General features: G+C 51.4%; 20 protein-coding genes. 6 read left to right on the forward strand and 14 right to left on the reverse strand.

Annotated elements, in window-relative coordinates:
- Positions 1–591: 591 nt before the first annotated feature.
- The 8 genes from CRO57_RS10335 to CRO57_RS10375 form a co-directional block, all read right to left on the reverse strand.
- Complete coding sequence (locus tag CRO57_RS10335; protein ID WP_280176181.1) at positions 592–1920, reverse strand: sigma-54-dependent transcriptional regulator; 1329 nt, start codon at positions 1918–1920, stop codon at positions 592–594.
- Positions 1921–1965: 45 nt separating this feature from the next.
- A complete protein-coding gene (locus CRO57_RS10340; RefSeq protein WP_170956038.1) occupies positions 1966–3720 on the reverse strand; it encodes a sensor histidine kinase in 1755 nt (584 codons plus the stop codon).
- A 277-nt stretch (positions 3721–3997) separates the two neighbouring features.
- On the reverse strand, positions 3998–4489 hold the full coding sequence (locus tag CRO57_RS10345; RefSeq protein ID WP_210200837.1) for an Lrp/AsnC family transcriptional regulator: 492 nt from the start codon (positions 4487–4489) through the stop codon (positions 3998–4000).
- Between the two features lie 532 nt (positions 4490–5021).
- Positions 5022–6275: a uracil-xanthine permease family protein gene (locus CRO57_RS10350; protein WP_210200838.1), complete on the reverse strand. Its 1254-nt coding sequence runs from the start codon at positions 6273–6275 to the stop codon at positions 5022–5024.
- A gap of 239 nt (positions 6276–6514) precedes the next feature.
- Complete coding sequence (fghA, locus tag CRO57_RS10355) at positions 6515–7348, reverse strand: S-formylglutathione hydrolase (protein WP_097153390.1); 834 nt, start codon at positions 7346–7348, stop codon at positions 6515–6517.
- A gap of 293 nt (positions 7349–7641) precedes the next feature.
- Positions 7642–8457: a hypothetical protein gene (locus tag CRO57_RS10365; RefSeq protein ID WP_097153392.1), complete on the reverse strand. Its 816-nt coding sequence runs from the start codon at positions 8455–8457 to the stop codon at positions 7642–7644.
- Between the two features lie 402 nt (positions 8458–8859).
- On the reverse strand, positions 8860–9969 hold the full coding sequence (locus CRO57_RS10370) for an S-(hydroxymethyl)glutathione dehydrogenase/class III alcohol dehydrogenase (RefSeq protein WP_097153393.1): 1110 nt from the start codon (positions 9967–9969) through the stop codon (positions 8860–8862).
- A 174-nt stretch (positions 9970–10143) separates the two neighbouring features.
- Positions 10144–12312, reverse strand: coding sequence for a malate synthase G (locus CRO57_RS10375; protein ID WP_097153394.1), 2169 nt, complete (start codon positions 12310–12312; stop codon positions 10144–10146).
- A gap of 208 nt (positions 12313–12520) precedes the next feature.
- On the opposite strand from CRO57_RS10375, the gene modA reads away from it, so the two are divergent.
- The 3 genes from modA to modC are packed head-to-tail and all read left to right on the forward strand — an operon-like array spanning position 12521 to position 15147.
- Positions 12521–13309, forward strand: coding sequence for a molybdate ABC transporter substrate-binding protein (gene modA, locus CRO57_RS10380; protein ID WP_170956039.1), 789 nt, complete (start codon positions 12521–12523; stop codon positions 13307–13309).
- A gap of 42 nt (positions 13310–13351) precedes the next feature.
- The gene (modB, locus tag CRO57_RS10385; RefSeq protein ID WP_097153396.1) at positions 13352–14047 is read left to right on the forward strand and encodes a molybdate ABC transporter permease subunit; all 696 of its coding nucleotides are present in this window, start codon (positions 13352–13354) and stop codon (positions 14045–14047) included.
- Entirely contained in the window at positions 14044–15147 is a 1104-nt protein-coding gene (gene modC, locus CRO57_RS10390) for a molybdenum ABC transporter ATP-binding protein (RefSeq protein WP_097153397.1), read from the forward strand. The genes modB and modC overlap by 4 nt, the downstream gene beginning before the upstream one ends.
- A gap of 8 nt (positions 15148–15155) precedes the next feature.
- Here the strand turns inward: modC and CRO57_RS10395 are convergent, their stop codons facing one another.
- From CRO57_RS10395 to CRO57_RS10410, 4 genes are all read right to left on the reverse strand, one after another.
- Positions 15156–16241, reverse strand: coding sequence for a substrate-binding domain-containing protein (locus CRO57_RS10395; protein ID WP_097153398.1), 1086 nt, complete (start codon positions 16239–16241; stop codon positions 15156–15158).
- Between the two features lie 186 nt (positions 16242–16427).
- Positions 16428–16904, reverse strand: coding sequence for a fasciclin domain-containing protein (locus CRO57_RS10400; RefSeq protein ID WP_425291281.1), 477 nt, complete (start codon positions 16902–16904; stop codon positions 16428–16430).
- A gap of 278 nt (positions 16905–17182) precedes the next feature.
- Entirely contained in the window at positions 17183–17857 is a 675-nt protein-coding gene (locus CRO57_RS10405) for a ChrR family anti-sigma-E factor (RefSeq protein WP_097153400.1), read from the reverse strand.
- Positions 17854–18447, reverse strand: coding sequence for a sigma-70 family RNA polymerase sigma factor (locus CRO57_RS10410; protein WP_097153401.1), 594 nt, complete (start codon positions 18445–18447; stop codon positions 17854–17856). Before CRO57_RS10410 ends, CRO57_RS10405 begins: the two co-directional genes overlap by 4 nt.
- 154 nt (positions 18448–18601) lie before the next feature.
- Between CRO57_RS10410 and CRO57_RS10415 the strand changes: the two genes are divergently transcribed.
- The 3 genes from CRO57_RS10415 to CRO57_RS10425 are packed head-to-tail and all read left to right on the forward strand — an operon-like array spanning position 18602 to position 22031.
- Positions 18602–19945: an NAD(P)/FAD-dependent oxidoreductase gene (locus CRO57_RS10415; protein WP_097153402.1), complete on the forward strand. Its 1344-nt coding sequence runs from the start codon at positions 18602–18604 to the stop codon at positions 19943–19945.
- Positions 19942–20778, forward strand: a complete 837-nt coding sequence (locus CRO57_RS10420) for a DUF1365 domain-containing protein (protein WP_280176176.1) — start codon at positions 19942–19944, stop codon at positions 20776–20778. The genes CRO57_RS10415 and CRO57_RS10420 overlap by 4 nt, the downstream gene beginning before the upstream one ends.
- Entirely contained in the window at positions 20775–22031 is a 1257-nt protein-coding gene (locus CRO57_RS10425) for an SAM-dependent methyltransferase (protein WP_097153404.1), read from the forward strand. The genes CRO57_RS10420 and CRO57_RS10425 overlap by 4 nt, the downstream gene beginning before the upstream one ends.
- A 207-nt stretch (positions 22032–22238) precedes the next feature.
- Here CRO57_RS10425 and CRO57_RS10430 read toward each other — a convergent pair whose 3' ends face one another.
- Together CRO57_RS10430 and CRO57_RS10435 are read right to left on the reverse strand one after the other, a co-directional pair.
- Positions 22239–22682 carry a nuclear transport factor 2 family protein gene (locus CRO57_RS10430; RefSeq protein WP_097153405.1) on the reverse strand — a complete coding sequence of 148 codons (444 nt, stop codon included), beginning with the start codon at positions 22680–22682 and terminating at the stop codon, positions 22239–22241.
- Positions 22679–23428 carry an SDR family NAD(P)-dependent oxidoreductase gene (locus CRO57_RS10435; RefSeq protein ID WP_097153406.1) on the reverse strand — a complete coding sequence of 250 codons (750 nt, stop codon included), beginning with the start codon at positions 23426–23428 and terminating at the stop codon, positions 22679–22681. Before CRO57_RS10435 ends, CRO57_RS10430 begins: the two co-directional genes overlap by 4 nt.

The following is a 23428-nucleotide window of genomic DNA, read 5'->3' on the forward strand; positions in this document are numbered from 1 at the left end:
GGGCAGTTAAAGATGCAAAATAGATAGCAAGGCCCGTGCCAGTTTATAAATTTTTCGTAAATTTCAGGATTCGTCTTGAGATTCCAATCACTCATCCTATCTATGCAAAAAGCGCCAAATTCCGCACCGTCCAGACACATGTCACCATTCCCACACACACAAAGTGGAGAATGTCACCTTTTCTATACAGTTTTATATGTCTTCACGCTAATCCTGATCTGACGATCAGGGCTCCAGACGGGACGAACCATACGGTTCGGTCACCTATCGGTTCCCGATGAAAGCGCCGTGCTTTCACCGAATTCTTTTATCCTTGAAAGCATTTATTCCTCTCACGGCTAATCCTTGGCTTCGCCAAGGGCCTGCGAGGGCGCGGGCTATACAGCCCGGTCGCTTATCAGCTCCCGGCAGAAACCTATGTTTCTGCCGAATTCATTTATCCTTCAGAGATTAGCTTGGGAAAAGGATCCGCAAAAGGAAATTCTTCCTTTTGCGACGGCCGATAGGCAAGCGCGAAGCGCACCCCCATAGGCCCTGATCGTCAGATCAGGATTAGCCGTGAGGGAAACAAAGCCGTGAAGACATCTAAATTTACTCCAACCCGTACTTCGCCATCTTGTCATAGAGAGTCTTGCGGCCCACGCCCAAAGCTTCAGCAGCTTTGGTGCGGCATCCCTCCTGCCGGCGAAGTTCTTCGGCGACTAAGCGTTTCTCATATGCGCCCACGCGCTCAGAGAGACTATTGGCTTGCAGGGCATCAGGCTCGATCACCTCATCACCCAAACCCAAGGACAAACCCAACACAAAGCGGTCGGCAGCGTTGCGCAGCTCGCGGACATTGCCTGGCCAGTCATAATCCATCAGCCGATCCAGAAGCGTTGGCTGAAGATCCGGGATCTCCTTGCGATAACGAGACCGTGCACCACGAGCGAGGAAGTTGAAGAGATCCGGAATATCTTCCTTGCGATCCCGCAAAGGCGGGATATTTAATGTCACGACATTCAAACGATAGAAAAGGTCGGCGCGGAACTGCCCTTCCTTGCTGGCCTGCTCAAGATCGGTTTTGGTCGCAGCAATGAAACGGATATCGAGAGAAATGGACTTGTTTGTACCAAGCGGCTCGATTGTACGATCTTCGATGACCCGCAACAGCTTGACCTGTAGTTCCAACGGCATGGATTCGATCTCATCCAAAAAAACCGTACCGCCATTGCCGTGTTCCAATTTACCCACGCGCTTGGAGGAGGCCCCTGTAAAGGCCCCTTGCACATGACCGAACAATTCGGATTCGATGATCTCGGCAGGCAAACCACCACAATTGAGCGCAACAAAAGGCTTGTCGGCGCGTTTGCCTTCTTCATGCAGCGCCCGAGCCACCATTTCCTTGCCCGCTCCGGTCTCACCTTCAATCAGAACATCCGCATCCGTATCTGCCAATGCCAGAATTTCCGCACGAAGCCGGTTCATCAAGGCGGAGCGCCCAACGAGGCGTCCCTCCAGCTCGCTCTCTTCTGCGAGTTCCTGACGGAGCGCACGGTTCTCCAGCACCAGCCGACGCTTTTCCAAAGCTCTCGTGACAACAGACACCAGCTTGGCAACCGGGAACGGCTTTTCAATAAAGTCATAGGCACCAGCCCGCATGGCTTCCACAGCCAGAGGTACATCACCATGACCGGTAATCAGAATGACCGGAAGGGCATCATCAATATCCTGGACCTCTTTCATCAGATCCATCCCGTCAACATCGCCCATGCGGATATCAGAAATCAGGATGCCATCAAAATGACGGGAGACCCATTCCAGCACCCCATCGGCCCCATCGAAATCCTGAACATCGAAGTCAGCCAGCTCCAGCCCCTGCTTCAGGGCAAAGCGAACCTCTTCCTCGTCTTCGGCCAGCAATACTTTGGGACCCATGATCCAACTTCCTTAGTTCAATCTCGCCCAAAGGAGCGAAAATTTAGCCTATGATGCCAGAGGCAGGCGAATTTCAAAACAGGTAGTAAAGGCAGGATCCGGCGCATCAATCAATGTAAGCTGCCCACCAAAGCCTTTGACCAGATTGAAGGCAATCGGCAAGCCGAGCCCCAATCCATGTCCTTTATCCTTGCTGGTGACAAATGGCTCGAAGATTTCACCCTTCAAAGCATCTTCCACCCCACCGCCATTATCACACACCCTGATGATACCCGTCTCATCCTGCTCGAAACATTCAATACGAATGGTCCCGGTCGTCAAACCGGCATCGAGAAAAGCATCCAGCGCATTGGAGATCAGATTGATCAGAACCTGCTCCAGACGAGTATGCCCTGCCATCACTTCAAGGGTCTTGTTCTCGCTCAAGGCAACAATCTCAATCCCCTGCTTTTTGGCCTGTGGCATCATCAACATCATGGCCTCGTCCAGAATGACGGAAACAGACACCGCTTTGGTATCGACACCGGGACGACGGGCAAAGGTTTTCAGGTTACGAGAGAGTTTAGCAAGACGATCCACGAGTTTACTGATCCGGACCAGATTATCGCTACCCTGCTCCGATTTACCGGCTTCAAATAGAAGCTGTGCATTCTCCGCATAAGAGCGAATGGCCGCCAGCGGCTGGTTATATTCATGGCTCAAAACAGCTGACATCTGACCGATAGCTGCCAGTTTAGCGGAATGGATAAGCCCGGCCTGGGTCTGGCGCAATTCCTTGGTACGATCTCTGACACGCCGTTCCAGCCACAAAGCGGAAGCTTTATCCTTGCGCCTCTGCGTCAATTGAAGCTGTTGTCGGTTGAAAGCAACCCACAACCACCCAAGCAAAAAACTGCCAAACATGGCCACTGCCGCCCCAACACTGGCGGCAACAAGCGCAGGTTTTCTCAAAGGTTCAAGCGCATAGAATGTCCAGCCAAGAAGAGGATCAACGTGAATAGCAGCTACGAACCGTTGCTTGGCTCGTGATCCACGAACTGAAACAAGACCAGGGCCAAACAGGCTGGCATCAGCCAACAAAGTAATCTCGCTGGTCAAATCCAAATCATCCAAAGGCTGACCAACAGATCTGAATCCGGCTCCAAACCAACCATCACGATTGGAAAGGATGACCCGTCTGGACGCATCCACGGCAATGATCGGCTCCGCAGAGAGCGCCCAATTCTCTTCGGTTTCGCTCATATCGACATGAACGGAAAGCGCCCCAACAAGCACTCCGTCTCGTCGCACAGGACTGGAAAAAATATAGATTTGCCCATCTTTCTCGGCGGGCAGGCGTCGCCCAAGGCGCCCCTGAAACGCATCAACAATATCAGGACGAAACCCGACTTGGCCATTCTCATCAGAAACACGGATCAGTTGATGATCAAGCACCAATAATCGATCCCCGTTCAGATAAGTCAATTCAATCTCGACGGCACTGCTCATCACCCCAAGCTGTGAGAGTGTAACGAGTGCGGCCTCCTTCTCCTGCCAATCAGGAGCATTAGACAAGATTGAAAGAACGTCTGGACGTCGAGCCGCAAGAGGTGCGAGCAACCGGTATTTCTCCAAAGAATTTGCCAGAGCCTGAACCTGCAAGGTAAGCCGGGCCTCGGCCTGATCCTGACTTGTGATCAGAGCCAACCGGTACCCCAATACACCGGCTATCATCACTGCAATTGCAAGAAAAACAGCAGCGACTGTCAGAACAAGTCTATGCGCTCGTGCCAAATCTGCCGGACGTAGAACGCGCTCTGCCATAAAACAACCTGCCCAGGACCAATTGTCCTTCATATATGAGGGATGACTATCTGATGAACCAAATCTAGGAAAAAGGCAATGCTGCCTCGGTTTCTTGAGCTATTGAAGTCCCGGTCTAGTCACCCGAATCTAAAGTTCGTCACATTGAGCAGTGAGCACCAAACGAACTTTAGATTCAAAAGGGTGACTAGCAAATATATGCTTCTAGTGTGGTTTTCGGAATTGAAATAGGCAAATGAACTTGCCGATAAATGATACCTATTTCAATTCCACCACACTAGCCCAGAGCCTCTTTCAAATGCGCCAGATTATAAGGCCCTTCTTCTTTCAGACTTTCCAGAACGATGGAGGTGCGCACATGCTGCACACTTTCGTGAGGCAGGAAGATATCATTGACGATCTCGGAGAGCATGGAGAGATCATTAACCACCAGTTTGACCAGATAATCCATATCCCCCACCAATGCATGGGCTTCTCTCACGGCAGCAACCGACTGTAACAGATTGCGAAAATATCTAGCCGTATCCCGGCTATGGGTATTGAGGGTCACATTCATGAAAACGGTGACTTCCAGACCCAGTTTTTCAGGGGCCAAAGATGCCCGATAGCCACGTATGATGCCTTCTTTCTCCAGTCGACTACGCCGCCGTGAGCATTGCGAGGCTGACAGATGCACCAGCTCTGACAAATCCTGATTGGTCATGGCTCCGTCTTGCTGAAGCGCATCCAGCAAGCGCAAATCAAAGCTATCCAGCTCCATTACATGCATATTCCCTTACGTTAACGCACACAATGTGCGAAACAGACCGCAATATTGCGACAGAAAGCACACATTTTGCAAGCCATTTGCCCCACACTAGGCGCATATATAACAACCCCACCCCTTGATTAGTTTCTTGATCCCGGCGAACCTCCTTGCCGGGATTTTTTTTGGCTTGATATGTCTTCACGGATTTTATCTCTTGCGGCTATTCCTCGCCTTGCTCGGGCCTGCGAGGGCACGCTTTGCGCTTGCCTATCGGCCGTCGCAAAAGAAAGGATTTTCTTTTGCGGATCCTTTTCCCCCACCAATCGCTCGTGGAAAAAGAATTCGGTGAAAGCCTAACGCTTTCACCGGGAACCGATAGGTGACCGGGCCGACAAGATACGCCATCGAGCCAAGGCGAGATGAAAAGCGTATTGATAAGGATGGCCCGCCCTCCCGGAGGCCTTCGCGAAAGCGACGATTAGCCGTGAGGGATATAATGAAAAACCCGCTGAGATATCTCAGCGGGTTTTAAACATTTCAGACTGAAGCAAGCTTATTCAGCTTCATCCGGTTTCGGATAAGGCAAGAATGCGTTCAGCAAGATCGCAACCACAGCAGAGAGACCAATGCCCTTGATGTGGAAGTCGCCATAGCCAACTTCCATGCCGCCAATGCCGACAACCAGAACCACGGATGCAATGATCAGATTGCGTGGCTCGGTCAGCGCATCACCCACACGCAGAAGCGTGGAAACACCAATCACCGCAATGGCACCGAACAGGATGAACAGGATGCCGCCCATCACAGGCACAGGAATGGAGCCTAGGATAGCGCCGAGTGTGCCTGAGAACGCCAGAACGATGGCCCAGATGGCAGCAAATGTCATGATGGCAGGGTTGAATGCCTTGGTCAGCGCCACAGCACCGGTCACTTCCGAATAGGTGGTGTTTGGAGGACCACCAAAGAAGGCCGCAAGACTTGTTGCCAGACCATCGCCGAGAAGGGTGTTTTTGAGACCTGGCTTGGTCAGATAATCCTTCTTGGTAACATTCGAGATCGCTGCAACATCGCCAATATGCTCAATCGCCGGGGCAATAGCCACAGGCAAGATGAACAGGATCGCTTCCAGATTGAATTCTGGCAGGGTGAAAGCAGGAACTGCAAAGACCGGCGCAGCAGAGACCGCATCCAGATTGACCATGCCGAAGGCAAAGGCAGTGGCATAACCAGCCAAAATACCGACCAGAATTGGCAACAACTTGAACAGCCCCTTACCCAGCAAGGACACCAGAATGGTCGCAACAATGGACACCAGAGCCACAATCACGGCCTGATCAAGCGGCACCAATTGTGCTGCACCATCGCCGGTTTTGCCTTGTGCCATATTCACGGCAACAGGCGCCAGCGACAGACCGATCACCATGATCACCGGGCCAACAACAACCGGTGGCAGGATGCGATCAATGATGCCCTGCCCTTTGACGCGCACCAGAAGCGACAAGGCCACATAGACCAGACCGGCTGCGAACAGACCGGACATGGTGGCAGCAACGCCCCAGGTTTTCACACCGAAAATGATCGGCGCGATGAAGGCAAAGGAAGAAGCGAGGAAAACCGGAACCTGACGCTTGGTGACAAACTGGAACACCAGCGTACCGGCACCTGCGGTGAACAACGCCACAGATGGATCAAGACCGGTAAGAATTGGAACGAGAACCAAAGCACCGAAGGCCACAAACAACATTTGCGCCCCGAGCAGAATTTGACGACCGACCCCCATGTCAGCCGAAGAGTGATCTTCGGACATTTTATGTCTCCCAACTGGATCAGCCACCCAATCCAAGTAAGGGTACAGGGCCGATCCATCATGAAATTTTTGTTTGGATCGAGTTTGTTGTCTGCCTGATTCTAGACCAAAGTGGAAAGTCCTTTTTTCATAAAACCGCAATATGCCGCGATTCCAGAACGGGTTTTGCGCAATTTTGGACAAAATGAAAAAGGGAGCGCCAGGCACTCCCCTCATCCGTTCATCCAGATAATGCGATCTTAATCCAGACGCGCTGCATGCCATGCCACATGATCTGCAAGGAAGGTGGAGATGAAATAATAGGAATGATCATAGCCGCCTTGCAGACGCAAGGTCAGATCAATACCCGCCTTACGGCAAGCGGCATCAAAAGCCCAAGGCTTCAGCTGCTCTTCAAGGAAGTTATCAGCCATGCCCTGATCGATCAGGATATCCTTCTCCCAACCTTCAGAGGCAACCAGCGCACAGGCGTCATAAGCAGCATAAGTGGCTTCATCATCTCCGAGATAATTCTTGAACGCCTTCTGACCCCAAGGGCAATCCATCGGATTGACGATTGGTGCAAAAGCGGAGACCGACTGGAAGAGATCGGGGTTCTTCATCGCCAAAGTCAGCGCGCCATGGCCACCCATGGAATGACCGGTCAAACCAATGGCGTCTTCATCCAATGGCAGGCTGTCAATCAACAGCTCTGGCAATTCTTCCGCAATATAGCTTTCCATCTGGAAATTGGATTTCCATGGATTTTGGGTGGCATTGAGATAAAAACCAGCACCTTGTCCCAGATCATAAGCCTCATCATTGGCAACCGCCTCACCGCGCGGGCTGGTATCCGGTGCGACAAAGATCATCCCATGCTCGGCCGCATGTTGCTGCGGAAAGCCTTTCGTCATGACATTTTCCCATGTACAGGTCAGGCCAGACAGATAGATCAGTGAAGAACAGGCATAGCCATCCAAAGCTTCACGGGGCAAGAAGACAGCAAAATCCATGTCAGTTCCGGTTGATTTGGACGCATGGCGATAAACCCGTTGCTCACCACCAAATGATTTTACCTTGGAAATCAGTTCCATTGCCCCTCCTCGAATCATCCCGGCTTTCACAGAGCGAGATGGATCCTGTAAATTTTACAACGCGTTTCCGAAAAGCTGCAGACTTTTCGAACAAGAACCCGCTTCACAAAAAGAGTGAAAGCAAATCTTGCGTTTCAGAAATCGCAGATCTGCTCTAGTGAAAAACCAGGTCAGAATTATGGACCATGGCAAAAGAGCAATGCTCTGGCTGAACATCGCTCCTTTATCTAACAGAAGAATGACTGCCATACCATGACAGTTTTGTTGTTGTGCCGTCAGTTTTCGGATTTCGCCTACTTGCGTTTCACCGGCTTACCCATGAATTTCAAGCGCTTTGCAATGGCGGCATCACAGCGACCATTGGGACGACGCACCACCACTTCCTTGGAGAAAGACAGCAGATGCCCAATCGGTCCACCCGTAAAAGCGGGCGTCCCTTGTTGCAAAATCTGCAGAACAGCATAATCACCACCCGCATCCGTCAGCATGGCGTAAGGAGCGCCATTGGCCATGATCGCAATCTGGCCTGTACGCAGCAGACGAGTCTGAACCGCTATTTTCTGCTTGTCAAAAGTCAGAGACGTATCGGACAGGGAAATCATTTCCTTGCGCTTGCCAGAACCCACAACCTGCCAGCGTCCCTGCAGATCCTTCATATTGGTATCAACCGCCAGACAGGAGCCATCTGCATTGGGAACGGAAAGACGACGCGCTGTGCCTTTTTCAAGGATGGCACCATCAGCGGACAATTGATAAGCCATGTGATATTCATCGATCATGGCCACATCGACCCGCGCTTTTGACAATCCGTTCACGCCCACATTGCGCGCATAGAATTGATAGCTGGAGCCGGGAACCGAACCCTGACGCTTATAAAGCCAGATCCGAGGCATCTTGCCATCAAAAATCAACCAGTCACTCATGACCAGGGGACGAAGATTGTTACCGTCATTCAACTCCCATACACCGGTAAAGAACGGTGTATCGTCCGCTGCTTTCGCTTCAAAGCTCACACCGCCGACAAGCACCGCAGCACCGACGGCAACGCCGAGAACAGCAGAAGTTGTTTTAGAGAAAAAATGACGCACCGCATCGAGAAAAAGCATCATCACACCCCGTAGTTTCCAGTCTCAAAAGCATAAACTCTTATTTCTTTTGCAGAAGTGTCGGACTCTTGGGAGCAAAGATCAATCCCTGAACGGCAAAAAACGAAAAATTATACCTCGCTCATGCCTGTCACATACCAAAGATAAGGCTGACGGCCAATCCACCACCCTTGGTTGTTGATACTTTCATCTCCCCGCTAGGCCATAAGGCGATAGCAGGTCCAATGAAAGCCTTGCTCAACTCAAAATGAATACAACGATCATCGCCGTGGCGATCCTCTCGTAACTCACAAGCATAGTTTCGAGCTACTCATCCTCTTGTAAATTAGCCGAAACCAAAAGAGAAAAGGAGGAAAACAAGCGCTTTCCTCCTTTTTAATTTCGAAGTGAGATCAGATCCCTTGATCAGAAGGTGATGACCGAGCGGATGGATTTGCCTTCATGCATCAGATCAAAGGCATTGTTGATCTCATCCAACGGCATGACATGTGTAATCATCTGATCGATATCGATCTTGCCATCCATATACCAGTCAACGATCTTTGGCACATCGGTCCGGCCACGGGCGCCACCAAAGGCAGTACCGCGCCAGCTACGCCCAGTCACCAACTGGAATGGACGGGTGGAAATTTCCTGCCCGGCACCGGCAACACCAATGATGATGCTCTCGCCCCAGCCCTTGTGGCAGCATTCCAGCGCATCGCGCATCACATTCACGTTGCCGGTCGCATCAAAGGAATAGTCAGCACCGCCATCAGTCAGGCTGACCAGATATGGTACCAGATCACCTTCCACTTCCTTCGGATTGACAAAGTGGGTCATGCCATAGGCCTCTGCCAGAGCACGCTTGTTCGGGTTGATATCAACGCCGACAATCTTGTTCGCACCAGCAAGGCGTGCGCCTTGGATCACATTCAGACCAATACCACCAAGACCAAAGACGACCACATTGGAGCCAATTTCAACGCCTGCAGTATGGATCACGGCACCAATGCCAGTGGTCACGCCACAGCCAATATAGCAAACCTTGTCAAACGGGGCATCTTCACGGATTTTCGCCACAGCAATTTCAGGCAGAACGGTGAAGTTGGAGAAGGTGGACGTACCCATATAATGATGGATCTTCTCACCATTGATGGAGAAACGGCTGGTGCCATCCGGCATCAGGCCCTGACCTTGCGTCTCGCGAATAGCCTGACACAGATTGGTTTTTGGATGCAGACAATAATCGCACTCACGGCATTCCGGTGTGTAAAGCGGGATCACATGATCACCTTCCTTCACAGACGTCACACCCTTGCCGACAGCCCGTACGATACCCGCGCCCTCATGGCCCAAAATAGCCGGGAACAGGCCTTCCGGATCATCTCCTGACAGGGTGAAGGCATCAGTATGGCAAACGCCAGTTGCCATGATCTCAACCAGAACTTCGCCATCCCGTGGTCCGTCCAGTTGCACAGTCTCGATCACCAATGGATCGCCCGCTTTGTAAGCCACGGCTGCCCGTACATCCATGGATTTTCTCCTCAATTAGTGTCTTGTATTATTGATCAAGCGAGAGTAGCGCATGACATCACCACCACCAAAGAAAAAGCATGCTGCACTTGCGAAAACTACAAAGAAAAAGGGCGTCATATTCAACGCCCTTTTCCCTCAAATCATTCGCATTTGCTAAACAGCAAGCCATGATCAGGCTTGTGCCTTCACTTCCAGACGACGTTTATGCAAGATCGGCTCGGTATAACCAGATGGCTGCACCAATCCGTCAAAGACGAGATTGCAAGCAGCCTGGAAGGCAATGGAACCATCAAAATTGCCAGCCATCGGCTGATAGGCAGCGTCGCCAGCATTCTGACCATCCACGACAGAGGCCATCCGTTCCAGGGTTTCCGTCACACGCTCTTTGGTGACGATGCCATGCGCCAGCCAATTGGCCATATGCTGGGACGAGATACGCAAGGTCGCGCGGTCTTCCATCAGGCCAATATTGTTGATATCAGGCACCTTGGAGCAACCAACGCCCTGATCCACCCAACGCACCACATAGCCAAGAATGCCCTGGGCATTATTGTCCAGCTCGCGCTGTAACAAATCATCCGGCCAATTGGTGTCCCGTGCTACTGGAATGGTCAGCAGATCATCCAGTTTGGCAGGCTCGCGCTTGGCAATCTCGGCCTGAACCGCAAACACATCCACTTCATGATAATGGGTGGCGTGCAGCGTCGCAGCTGTCGGGCTTGGAACCCAAGCGGTATTGGCACCAGATTTCGGATGGCCGATTTTCTGATCCAGCATATCCACCATCTTGTCCGGCATGGCCCACATGCCCTTACCGATCTGCGCCTTTCCGGACAGACCACAGGCAAGGCCAATCTCGACATTGCGGTTTTCATAGGCATTGATCCAGGAGGTGGCTTTCATCTCACCTTTCGGGATCATCGCGCCCGCCTGCATGGCAGTATGCATTTCATCACCGGTGCGATCCAGGAAACCGGTATTGATGAAGACAACCCGATCCTTGGCTGCATGAATGCAATTCTTGAGGTTGGCTGAAGTCCGGCGCTCTTCATCCATGATGCCCATTTTCAGGGTGTAAGGATGCATACCCAGCATGGTCTCGACACGAGCAAACAGCTTGGAGGCAAAGGCCACTTCCTTGGAGCCATGCATCTTCGGCTTCACGATATAGACCGATCCCGCACGGCTATTGGAATTGACACCTTCACGCGCCAGATCATGCATCGCCGCAAGAGAGGTAAAGACCGCATCCATCATACCTTCCGGGATCTCGGATCCGTCAGAGAGCAGAATGGTCGGGTTGGTCATCAGATGCCCGACATTGCGCACCAGCATCAATGAGCGGCCCGGCAGGCTTATGCTGCCACCAGCAGGCCCGGCATAGAGGCGATCCTGGTTCAGCACACGTTCAATGGTTTGGCTGCCTTTGACGACTTGCTCACTCAAATCGCCCTTCATCAGACCAAGCCAGTTGGAATAGGCAAGGATCTTGTCCTCGGCATCCACCGCCGCCACCGAATCTTCGCAATCCATGATGGTCGACATGGCAGATTCCAGCACGATATCGGCAACACGCGCTTTATCCGTGCTGCCTACCGGGTGATCTGCATTGATGATCAATTCGATATGCAAACCATTATGCTTGAGAAGAATTTTCTTCGGATCCTTCTCATTGCCGCAGAAGCCGACAAAAGCAGAGGGATCAGCCAATGGCACCTGTTTCTCACCAAAATGCATGATCAAGGCACCATCGCGCACACAATAGTCAGTCACATCATGATGCGAACCTTCTGCAAGCGGCACAGCCTTGTCGAGGAAATTCCGACCCCAGGCAATCACCTTGGTGCCACGTACTGGATTGTAACCACCTGCTCGCTCCGCACCATCATCTTCCGAGATGGCATCAGTGCCATATAGCGCATCATAGAGCGAACCCCAGCGCGCATTGGCTGCATTCAGAGCATAGCGAGCATTCATCACCGGCACCACAAGCTGCGCCCCGGCAATGGACGCAATCTCGGCATCCACATTGGACGTCTTGACGCTAAAATCCTCGACCTCTGGCTCCAGATAACCGATCTCACGCAGGAAATTCTGATAGCCAGCCATATCGGCAATCGGTCCGGGATGAGCCTTGTGCCAGCCATCCAGTTTGGTCTGCAAGGCATCACGCTCGGCCAACAAGGCCCGATTCTCACCCACCAGATCATGAGCCAGAGCATCCAAGCCAAGCCAGACCTGTTCGGCGCTCACGGGCAAGCCATCAATCAAACGCTCTTCAACAAATGCCCTGAAAGTCTCATCAACCTTCAAACGACCGATCTGTATGTAAGCTCCCATTTATCGCCTCATTCATTCGAAAACATGTTGGCTCGATCCTAACCAATTGAAGGACAAAGATCTCTAGCCTCAAGGGAAAGAGTGTTTTTCCACATTGCACCAGGACTTGATCGCAGCCAAGACACAAGATCGTTAAATGCTCTATAGCCAGATAACAGCAAGCCCCCTATTCTCGGCTCCGAAGTCATGCCATTTGCAAGGAACCAGAATGCCAGTCACACATTTCAGACGACCCGACCTTGCGGTCCTGACCCTTCTATTTTGCATGTTGTTCGCCCCACTTGCGCAAGCGGGCAATCTGACCATCTTTGCAGCCGCCAGCTTGTCCTCGGCATTGACCGAAGCAAGCGAAGCGTTTGAAGAAAAAACAGGCACAAAGATCCACCTCTCCCTTGCCTCGTCTTCATCCCTTGCCCGCCAGATAGAAGCCGGAGCCCCTGCAGATCTCTTCTTCTCGGCCAATATCAGATGGATGGATTATCTGCAGGAACAAAATCTAGTCTCCAAGGAATGGCAAAGCCGCGCCCTTTCCAATCAATTGGTGCTGGTTGCTCCCAAACATCTGAACAGACAGCCTCTAAGTGAACTGCTTCAGGTCGATCTCATGAAGCTACTGGGTGAGCATGGCAAACTGGCCATGGGAGATCCCGATCATGTGCCCCTCGGCCTTTATGGCAAAGCCACGCTAGAGAAAACCGGCCTATGGTCGCCCCTCATGCACCACATTGCCCGCACGGATAATGCCCGCGCCGCTCTTGCCCTGATCGAACAAGGCGAAACACCCCTTGGTATTCTTTATGGCACTGATGCTTTGTTGTCCGAGAGGCTCGATATTCTCTATCGCTTTGACAAAGACATCGTACCCATCCGATATGCCATGGCGCTGACCGGATCTGAGCATAGCGAGGAAGCCAAATCCTTCTTTGAATTCCTGAACTCCCAAGAGGGCCGGGAAATCTTCACCAAGCATGGCTTTCTCTTGTCGGATGCGCCATAAGGAAGAAGTTGGGCTCTCAAAGACAGGCAGAAAGAACGCGGAATGTTTGACTGGATCACCGCAGCGGAAATGGAAGCGCTTCTCTTGAGCTTCAAGATTTCCACCATTGCCGTCTGCTCTGCCCTGCCCTTTGCTCTGCTGACCGCAAGCCTCTTGGCACGCCCCGCTTTCCCGGGGAAAGCATTGTTGGACGGCATTGTTCATCTGCCACTGATCCTGCCTCCCGTCGTCATGGGCTATTTGCTACTGGTCACCTTTGGCACCCGCGCACCCTTGGGCGCATGGTTGAATGAGACATTTGGCCTTCGTTTTGTTTTCAGCTGGACTGGCGCGGCCCTTGCCGCTGCCATCATCACCTTTCCTTTTCAGGTGCGCTCCATTCGCCTTGCCATGGAAAGTATGGATCCGGGATTGATTGATGCCGCCAAAACACTGGGTGCGGGACCAATCGATCGCTTCGTCAATATCACCCTGCCTTTGGCCCTTCCGGGAATTCTGGCCGGAGCCATCACTGCTTTTGCCGCCAGCCTTGGGGAATTTGGCGCCATCATCACCTTTGTCTCGAACATTCCCGGCGAGACACGCACCCTGCCGCTGGCCATCTATTCCGCCTTGCAAACACCGGGTGGCGAGGCCGCTGCCGCTCGCCTTGTTACCTTGGCCATCGCTCTTGCATTCATCGGATTGCTCTTGTCCGAACTTGCTGCACGCCATGTCAAAGCGAGGATGAGCCAATGAGTTTATCCGTTCAACTCAACCACCAGATGAAGCAATTCAAACTGGATCTGGCTTTTGATCTGCCCACCAAGGGCCTCACGGCGCTCTTTGGCCCATCAGGTGCTGGCAAGTCCCTCACCATCAATGCCATTGCCGGACTGATCACTCCGCAAGAAGGCCAAGTGCAACTGAACGGCGAGACGCTTTTCTCATCATCTGCCAAGATCAATCGCCCAACCCATAAGCGCAACATTGCGTATATGTTCCAGGATTCTCGCCTCTTCCCGCATCTGACCATCAAGAAGAATTTGCTCTTTGGTGCCAAGCGCTGCCAGCAGCCGCCAGGCAAGCAAGAGATCGATCACCTGATTGATCTACTTGATATCGGCCATTTGCTGGATCGTCATCCTGGACGCTTGTCCGGAGGAGAAAAGCAGCGAGTGGCATTGGGCCGAGCCCTTCTCTCCAACCCGTCGCTACTGCTGCTGGATGAACCGATGGCGGCGCTGGATCAGGGCCGAAAGCACGAAATCCTGCCGCATCTGGAACGCCTTCGGGATGAGAGTAACATCCCGATCCTCTATATCAGCCATTCCATATCTGAAGTCGCGCGCCTTGCGGACGAAATGCTGCTGATCAGCGAAGGCAAATTGGCAGCAAAGGGCCCAGTCCATAATGTGATGAACCGTCTGGATCTGTTCCCGCTCACCGGGCGCTTTGAAGCAGGCACCGCCTTTGTCGCCACCATCCTCTCGCATGATATCGACAATGGCATGAGCAAAGTGCAATTCGATGGCGGCACCCTCTGGGCTTCTCAATTACCAGGCAATCCCGGTGACCCGGTCCGCCTGCGCATCCGCGCTCGCGATGTGTTATTGGCAACGGAAGAGCCACAGGCCATCAGCGCCAATAATATCTTGCCTGTCATCATCACAGACTATCGAGAGCATCCCAATCATTCGGTCGAAGTCCAATTGCAATGCGCAGGCATCAAACTGCTGGCGCGCATCACAAAGAAATCCTGGGAACGTTTGGAGCTCAAGACCGGCAGTGCGCTTTATGCCATCGTCAAATCTATCAGCATGGATCGGCGATTGGGGCAGGACCGCACCAGCAGCTAAAACCAGAGCTAGCGTTCCGGCACAGGCATCCAGTCCGGCTTGGCGATATCCTGATCAGCAAATTCCGGCATCCGCCGAGCCAAGTCCTTCAATGAAGTGATATTCATGCTGTTAAGCAGACCTCTTGTGATCAGCCGAGGCTGAACAACAATCTTGCGACCCGGATCTTCCCCCGCCATCAACATGGCTACGGAGCGCACGCTGACTTCCCCCAATAGGTAGGGATTACTTGCCGCGGTTGCGACCCAAGGTGATCCAGGCTCACGCATTTCCTTTATATCTCGATCGGTAATATCAGCTGAGTAGATCTTGATCTGCTCAGACAGGTCCGCCTCCTGAACAGCACTTTTCGCCCCAAGTGCAAAATCATCATAAGGAGCAAAAATCACGTCCACATCAGAATGAACCGTCAAGACGGCTCGTGCCTGATTGGCAGTGAAGCGGGGTATAGGTTGGTCCATGGTGCCAAAAGTTGCAAGTTCTTGCACACCAGGTTGTTTTTTCTTGAAGGCCTGCCAAACCGCATCACGTCGATCAAGCGGTGTCGGCCCGGGGAAATAGATATAGGCAGCGTTAAAACGATCTCCGTTATCCTTGAGCATTTGCTCGGTCAGAAGTGAGACGATCTCAGCATCCGATTGCTCGATCTGCGGTACATTTTCATTTTTGACATCAACATCGAACGCAACAATCGGAATGCCGGTTTCAACGGCTTTTTTCGATACTTCGATCAAGGTGTCCTCGCGCCCATGCTGAACGATAATGCCCTCAACCCCCATGGCAATGGCTTGTTCCACCATTTCAGCCTGCACCAAGGGATCCTGCCTCGCCCCCATCTCGATCAACTCGACACCCAGCGCCTTGGCCTGTCGTTTGACACCATCCAGATAGGCTTCAAAAAAATCCCCGCGCGAGACAAAGCGTACCAAAGCAATACGTGGCACTACTGTCGAGCGAACCAGATCCAAACCCTCATTCGCATAAGCATTTTGCGCTAAAGAAGAAGAAAAAATCACGATGGCTGAAAGCCAATAAAATGCGATCCGTATGAATACTTCAATTCGGATCACCCTACCAAATCGTCTCAAGATCATGCCCACCTATGCCTTGAAGTTCTCAAACCGGTAAAATTGAATATCAATGGTCACTAATATCCAAAATATACAAACACAAGTAGTAATCATGAAAAGAAGTGGAGATTTCCTCCAACTGGAGAAATTCGCGCAAAAAAAGAGGAGCAACGCTCCTCTTGTCCTTGCTTATATGGCAAATGATCAGACTTATTTTGATGGTAAAACCACTTCATCAATCACATGAATCACACCATTTGATGCCATGATATCAGCTTTTACGACGCTGGCGTTATCGACAGAAACCCTGCCATGACTTTTCTTGACCGACAGGGTGCGATCTTTGGTCGGCTTGATGGTACGCACAGCAATCTTTCGACCTGGCAGCATATCGGATGTAAGCTTGCGTGGCACCACATGATAGCTGAGGATGGCAACCAGCTGATCTTTGTTTTCAGGCTTGAGAAGGGTTTCAACTGTCCCTGCGGGAAGCTTGGCAAAAGCCTCATCGGTTGGCGCAAAGACGGTAAGATTTTCACTGGTCGCCAATGCATCAGCAAGGCCCGCAGCCTTGGCAGCAGCAATAAGGGTATTGAAGGAACCCGCTTCGGCAGCCATTTCAACGATATTCTTTGCAGATGCGCCAAAGCTAGCCAGTGCAACAGTCATAGCCACTACGGAACCCATTACAAACTTTTTCATGATCTTTCTCCAGTTTCTGGCGAATGTGAAAGCCACCCGCTCTCAAATGCGTTTACAGAAACTGTTACGTGCCAAAGTACATTTGGATCAAATTAATTAAGTATTTGATATCACGATATTTTGCATGATCCAAAACCCTTTCTCAGTCGTATTAAATGCGAGCAATAGAAGACTATTTTTCAGCACTTCCGCAGAGTTGTGGGCCATAAATCTTGGAGAAAAGTCAGACGAAAGCGGGCCAGATAGGCCCGCTTGCAAGATGCTTAAATTCCGACAATCGGCTGCAAGAGCCGGGTCATGACATTCTTGAATTCCAATGGAGCATCGGTCACCGTCAGGCAGATACAATCTTCCTCGGTATCTGCCACCGGCTGATGATCGATATCATCATCGGCTTCCTGAATATCGCCAACCTTGTAGCGACCGGATTCATCCGAAAATGAACCGCGCAAGACCAAGGTCATCTCACAGCCATGGTGGCTATGCTGAGGCGTCACGAAACCAGGAGAGAGTTTGAGAAGACGAACTTTCTCACCTTCAGGGCTCTCAATAGGGAGAACGAACTGACGAATGCCTGGTCCGACCAGTTTCCATTTCACCTCATCCAGTCCATGGCCCATGACCTCGGTGAGAACAGAAGGAACAGAATTATCGATCAGTGATGTTTTGGTAACTGGCGCGCGGTCCTCAAACTGGATTGGTGCATCCTGATCCGGATCATCCAACTCCGCCATAAGCTGATCAAAGCCAGAGCTCGCAACAACTGTCTCTTCCATGTCATCCAGCAAAGCCCCACCCACCATTTGGGCCTGGAACAATCTCTGCTGGCAATGGGGACACATATCCAGATGACAGCGTGCAAGCATGGCCTGACCAACCGGCAGCGAACCCGCTGCATAGGCCAAAATCATTTCATCACTGAGATGGTGATTGATCATGGTGCCATCTCCCTCAAAATAGTCCTCAAATGCTTGAACGCCAAACGCAGGCGCGATTTCACGGTACCAAGAGGAAGCGACAGCTTTGCTGCAATCTCCCGATGGCTGGCTTCCTGGAAGAAGGAAAGACGAATGATCTCTGCCTGATTGGCAGAAAGCAAGCCAATGGCATGCTTCACACGCTCTTCCATTTCTCCCTGATAGACATCATCCGCCTGCTGAGCTTCACAAGTCAGCGTATCGGCAAAATACTGATCGTCACGATAGACAAAGCTCTTTTCAGAGCGGAACCGGTCGATCCGTCTATTTCTTGCAATGGTGAAAATCCATGTCGAGGCAGCAGCCTTTTTCGCATCATAAAGATGAGCCTTGCGCCAAACCTGCACAAAAGTTTCCTGTATCAACTCTTCAGCAGTTTCCTCGTTCGTCCCGACCTTCAAGAAAAAGGATTTGAGCCGCGGAGCAAAATGCTCGAAGAGCGTACGGAAACTGGCACGGCAATGGTCCTGCCCCACAATTTGAAGCAGCCTGTTGAGATCCTTGGTCGCCAAATCACGCCCCTTTTCAGATGTCCCAACTATAAGCTGCATGTTTCCCATTGGATTGTACACCCTGTAAACTCTGTTACATGCTCTTACGGTTTACATTTTGAATTGGATCACCAAAAAAAATGAATTGTAAAAAAGGTGATCCATTTAAATTTCTGCACCATAGAAAGTAGAAACACTATCTAAGGACGAATTCATGCATATCGCCGTCATCGGATCAGGTATTTCTGGCTTGAGCGCAGCCTGGCTACTTTCAAAAAAGCACAAAGTTGATCTTTTTGAAAAAGATGACCGGCTGGGCGGGCATGCCAATACACAAGATATGATGATCAATGGCCAGTCTATCTCCGTTGATACCGGTTTCATTGTCTATAACGAAGTAACCTATCCAAACCTGATTGCTCTCTTTGATCACCTCAATATCGCATCCTACGCCACCGACATGTCCTTCTCGGTTTCAATCAATGGTGGTGAACACGAATATGCGGGCTCCAACCTGGCATCTCTATTTGCGCAAAGCTCCAATCTGTTCCGTCCTTCCTTTCTCCGTATGCTGATGGACATTCGCCGCTTCTATGCTGAGGCCCGCATTGATGCAGCTGACCCAAAGAACAATTCACTGACATTGGGCGCATATATGCGTGAGAAGAAATACGGCCGAAGCTTCATCAAGGATCACCTGCTGCCCATGGGTGCGGCCATCTGGTCCATGCCAGCAGAAAAGATGCTGAAATTCCCCTTCACCTCTTTCATTCGCTTTTGCGACAATCACGGCCTTTTGCAAATCAAGAACCGCCCGAAATGGCGCACGGTAAAAGATGGCTCCAGACAATATGTCAATCAGTTGGCCAAGCGGATTTCGGGCTCGATCACATTAAACAGCAAGATCGAACTCATGGAACGCACCCCCAGTGGCGTCACCCTGCATTTTCGCGATGGAGAGAGCCGTAACTATGACCATGTGGTTCTGGCTTGTCATTCCGATCAGGCCCTGCGATTGCTCAAGACCCATCCCAATTCAATGGATCAACGAGAGAAAGATATTCTCGCCAATATCCGCTATCAGAATAATGTCGCTATCCTGCATCGAGACAAAAGCCTCATGCCAAAACGGAAAAAAGCCTGGGCAGCATGGAACTATCTCAAGAAGGAAGACGAGGATGCCAGCAAGCTTTGCGTCAGTTACTGGATGAACCGGTTGCAGGACCTGCCCACAGATGAAGATATCTTTGTGACGCTCAATCCCATTCAGCAGCCCAATCAAGGTGATATCCTGCGCACTTACCTTTATTCCCATCCGGTTTTTGATGCACAAGCAATGCAGGCCCAGCGCGATCTATGGAGCCTGCAAGGCCAGAACCGCACCTGGTATTGCGGTGCCTATCTTGGTCATGGTTTCCATGAAGACGGTTTGCAGGCCGGTCTTGCCGTTGCCGAGCGCCTAGGGGATGTCACCCGGCCATGGAGTTTGGACAACCCATCTTCTCGCATGCATTTCCCGCCAAGCTGGAACAAAATCCAAAGCGAGGCAGCGCAATGAGCCATCCCCCTCTTCGCTGCTACGCTGGAAAGGTCATGCACCAACGACATGGCGACCTGGACCATCGCCTGACCTATCAGGTCTTTACGTTGTGCCTGACCTTGAGCCAATCAAAGGAAGCAAGCAAGCGTCTGCCATTCTTCTCGCATAACGGCTTCAATCTCTTCAGCCTGCATGACAAGGATCATATGGAAAAAGGCTATGACAGCCTTCCCGTCTTCGTTCATGACATGCTGGTTCAGGGAGAAGCGCTCACACCCTATGATCCGGCACCGGCACGCATCGATATGCTGGCTTATCCCCGGTTTCTGGGCAAAGCCTTCAATCCTCTGACCATCTTCATTTGTTATGATGAGGACGACCAACCTATCGCCATTCTCTATCAGGTACGCAACACCTTCAAAGAGCGCCATCATTATGCTGTGCGTTTGAGTGAGCCTGGATCTGAACGAGAGAACCACTGGCAACATGGCTGCGAAAAGCGCTTCCATGTCTCTCCCTTCATGTCGATGGAGGGACGATATGATTTCGATATCACTTTGCCTGATGAGCGCTTCGCGATCACCATTCGCCAGTCCCATCAAAATACTCCGCGCCTGACTGCCATTTTCACCGGCAAGCAGATCCCCCTCACCGGCTGGAAGCTTCTGTTCCTTGCCGCCCAATATTGCCAAGGTGGTTGGAAAATCCTTGGTGCAATCCATTGGGAAGCATTGAAGCTTTGGTGGAAGGGCGCACCTTTTCATAAAAAACCAAAACGGCCAGACCGTCCGGTCACACCAGCATTTGAAAATACTGCCTTTAGCACGCACACAAAAGGAGACGGAAAATGACAATTCAAGAGCAAACCCCGTCTCCTCATACAGACACAAACAGCTCCTCCTTGAGCCTGCCTTATTGGAAAGACAAGCTGCTCGCCGCCTTGCTGAAACGTTGCTTTGACTCCGTGCAACATGGGCATCTGACCATTGCCCTGCCGGGCGGTGAGCTTTTGAGCTTTGGCTCAGCTCAAGCCAGCAGCCTTCATATTTCGATTACGTCCCATAAAGTGCTGAGTGCTTTGTTTTCAGCCCATCCCTTGGCCTTGGCCGAAAGCTATCTGCAAGGTCATTGGCATTGTGCAGACCTGACAGCTCTGTTCAAGCTCTTTCAGCGCAACCGCTCTGAACTACTGGACCTTGTCAGCAAGGACAAATGGACTGCTCTTTTGGCGCGGCTCTATCATGCAAGGCGCGCCAACAGCAAAAAGGGTAGTCGTCGCAACATCAGCGATCATTATGATCTAGGCAATGATTTCTACGAGTTTTGGCTTGATGAGAGCATGAGCTATTCCAGCGCCTATCAGATGCAAAATTGCAGCAAGACGGAGCTGATTGAAGCACAGGAGCGCAAATATGAGCACATTCTCGATCTTGCTCAGGTGCCTGACAATGGCAAAATCCTCGAGATTGGCTGTGGCTGGGGTGCGATGGCAGCAACAGCGGCCAAGCGTGGTCATCAGCTGGATGGCGTCACTCTATCCAAAGAGCAGCTACATTATGCTCAGAGCCAGCTGAGAGAACAAAATCTGGACCATCTGGCCAAGCTGAGCCTTACCGATTATCGCGATATCAAGGGCAACTATGACGCCATCGTTTCGGTAGAGATGCTGGAAGCCGTGGGCGAAGCCAATTGGCCGACCTATTTCAAGCAGATCAAGGAAAGCCTGAAGCCCGGCGCACGCGCTGTCATTCAGGTTATCGTCATCAAGGATGAGCATTTCGACTTCTATCGCTACAATGTCGATTTCATTCAGCGCTATGTCTTTCCTGGCGGTTTCCTGCCCTGCCCCAAAGCCATGAAGGAACAGATCGCTAGCCAGGGTCTGAGGCTGGAAAAGGAAGAATATTTCGGCAAGGATTATGAGTTGACCCTGCAGCAATGGCGCAAGGATTTTCTGAAGAATTGGTCAGCCATCAAACAGCTTGGTTTTGATGAACGTTTCAAGCGCCTATGGACCTACTATCTTTGCTATTGTGAAGCAGGCTTTGCAGAAGAGAGCCTGGATGTGGGTTTCTATGTCATTCAAAAACCCATGGATGGGTAAATGCCCGGTTTAAAAGTCTCTGAATGAGACTTTGAGGGGCGAGTTCTTATCCGAAAAGTCTGCAACTTTTCGGGAACGCGCTGTCGGCTGCATGCCCAGCCCTCTCCCCTCTCAACCGCCCCTGAAAGTACCAAGAGGGTACCATGACGGGTGGTTTGGGAGGGGGAGAGGGCTTGGCTCGGGACTTTAAACCAGATCCTAAGAGTTCTAAATACTCGCGCGGGACATGATGAAACGTATCAGACCGCCGATCAGAGGTAGCTTGGCATAGAAGTTTCTGCCTGAATCCCAATAATCATAATGAGCGCTGACCAGCCCTTCAGCATCGAAATGCAGCTCACTCATGCCTCTCACAGACCAATAGCCGAGTTGCTTTTGTTTGCAGGAGAAATCCCAGCGCAAGAAGCACAGATCATTCGACCAGATCTGATCGAGAATGGTGAATTCGGGCTGCTCGACATCGGCGAACATCCTCTCAAACACCTGCACCATCTTGTCCCACCCAACCACGTCATTGAACGGGTCAACAAAATGCACCTGCGGGCTCACCAAATCCCGCACTTCTTCGATAGTGTCTGCGCGCAAGGATTCAAAGAAATGCGCATAGGCTTCTGCCGTTCTCTTGCAGCGTTCTTCATAGGACAGGTTCATGAAATCATCCTCCTGCTCAGCCAGAAATACAGCCGATAAGGCAACAGACGCAAGATCTTCAAGATCAACACCATGGGCAGAGGAAAAGCAATCTCAAATGCTGACCGGTTCAGGCGCGAAGCAATAATTTCGGCTGCCTGCTCCGATGTTATCAGAAATGGCATGGAAAAGCTGTTCTTGTCTGTCATGGGCGTTTTCACAAAGCCGGGATTGATGACACTGATTTGCAGACCCATTGCATCGAATTCCGGTTTAATCGTCTCACAAAGATTGATCAGGGCAGCTTTGGTCGGCCCATAAAGCGCAGCATTGGGAAGTCCGCGATAACCGCTGAGCGAGGCAACAACCGACAGATGCCCGCGACCGGCTTGTTTGAAAACTGGTGTGATGGCATCCAGGACACCAACGAAGCCAAGATAATTGACCTGCATATGGCTCGAAGCCTGGTGGTAGTTGGTCACATCCAGTCCACCCGGCTCATAAACGGCCGCGCAGTAAAGAACCAGATCTGGAACAGACCTCTCTTCTTGCAAGTTCGCAACAGCCGCTTCAATTTCTGCTGATTTCTCCACATCCAGCGGCAAAGCCGACAGATTGGAATATTCCTCTGCCATTGCCTGCAACGGGCCTGCCCGACGAGCGGATACAATGACCTTGTGCCCGCTCTTGGCATAATGACGCGCCAACGCCGCTCCGATGCCGGAGCTGGCGCCGATAATCCAGATAGTTTGATAATGCTCTGCCAT

It is taken from the genome of Cohaesibacter gelatinilyticus (genome assembly GCF_900215605.1).
Taxonomy (GTDB): domain Bacteria; phylum Pseudomonadota; class Alphaproteobacteria; order Rhizobiales; family Cohaesibacteraceae; genus Cohaesibacter; species Cohaesibacter gelatinilyticus.

Excerpts from the sequence above, each read along its gene's own strand:
- CRO57_RS10340 (WP_170956038.1), bottom strand. The coding sequence starts at position 3,720 with ATGGCAGAGCGCGTTCTACGTCCGGCAGATTTGGCACGAGCGCATAGA.
- CRO57_RS10345 (WP_210200837.1), bottom strand. The coding sequence starts at position 4,489 with ATGCATGTAATGGAGCTGGATAGCTTTGATTTGCGCTTGCTGGATGCG.
- CRO57_RS10350 (WP_210200838.1), bottom strand. The coding sequence starts at position 6,275 with ATGTCCGAAGATCACTCTTCGGCTGACATGGGGGTCGGTCGTCAAATT.
- fghA (WP_097153390.1), bottom strand. The coding sequence starts at position 7,348 with ATGGAACTGATTTCCAAGGTAAAATCATTTGGTGGTGAGCAACGGGTT.
- CRO57_RS10365 (WP_097153392.1), bottom strand. The coding sequence starts at position 8,457 with ATGATGCTTTTTCTCGATGCGGTGCGTCATTTTTTCTCTAAAACAACT.
- CRO57_RS10370 (WP_097153393.1), bottom strand. The coding sequence starts at position 9,969 with ATGGATGTACGGGCAGCCGTGGCTTACAAAGCGGGCGATCCATTGGTG.
- CRO57_RS10375 (WP_097153394.1), bottom strand. The coding sequence starts at position 12,312 with ATGGGAGCTTACATACAGATCGGTCGTTTGAAGGTTGATGAGACTTTC.
- modA (WP_170956039.1), top strand. The coding sequence starts at position 12,521 with ATGCCAGTCACACATTTCAGACGACCCGACCTTGCGGTCCTGACCCTT.
- modB (WP_097153396.1), top strand. The coding sequence starts at position 13,352 with ATGTTTGACTGGATCACCGCAGCGGAAATGGAAGCGCTTCTCTTGAGC.
- modC (WP_097153397.1), top strand. The coding sequence starts at position 14,044 with ATGAGTTTATCCGTTCAACTCAACCACCAGATGAAGCAATTCAAACTG.
- CRO57_RS10395 (WP_097153398.1), bottom strand. The coding sequence starts at position 16,241 with ATGATCTTGAGACGATTTGGTAGGGTGATCCGAATTGAAGTATTCATA.
- CRO57_RS10400 (WP_425291281.1), bottom strand. The coding sequence starts at position 16,904 with ATGGGTTCCGTAGTGGCTATGACTGTTGCACTGGCTAGCTTTGGCGCA.
- CRO57_RS10405 (WP_097153400.1), bottom strand. The coding sequence starts at position 17,857 with ATGATCAATCACCATCTCAGTGATGAAATGATTTTGGCCTATGCAGCG.
- CRO57_RS10410 (WP_097153401.1), bottom strand. The coding sequence starts at position 18,447 with ATGCAGCTTATAGTTGGGACATCTGAAAAGGGGCGTGATTTGGCGACC.
- CRO57_RS10415 (WP_097153402.1), top strand. The coding sequence starts at position 18,602 with ATGCATATCGCCGTCATCGGATCAGGTATTTCTGGCTTGAGCGCAGCC.
- CRO57_RS10420 (WP_280176176.1), top strand. The coding sequence starts at position 19,942 with ATGAGCCATCCCCCTCTTCGCTGCTACGCTGGAAAGGTCATGCACCAA.
- CRO57_RS10425 (WP_097153404.1), top strand. The coding sequence starts at position 20,775 with ATGACAATTCAAGAGCAAACCCCGTCTCCTCATACAGACACAAACAGC.
- CRO57_RS10430 (WP_097153405.1), bottom strand. The coding sequence starts at position 22,682 with ATGAACCTGTCCTATGAAGAACGCTGCAAGAGAACGGCAGAAGCCTAT.
- CRO57_RS10435 (WP_097153406.1), bottom strand. The coding sequence starts at position 23,428 with ATGGCAGAGCATTATCAAACTATCTGGATTATCGGCGCCAGCTCCGGC.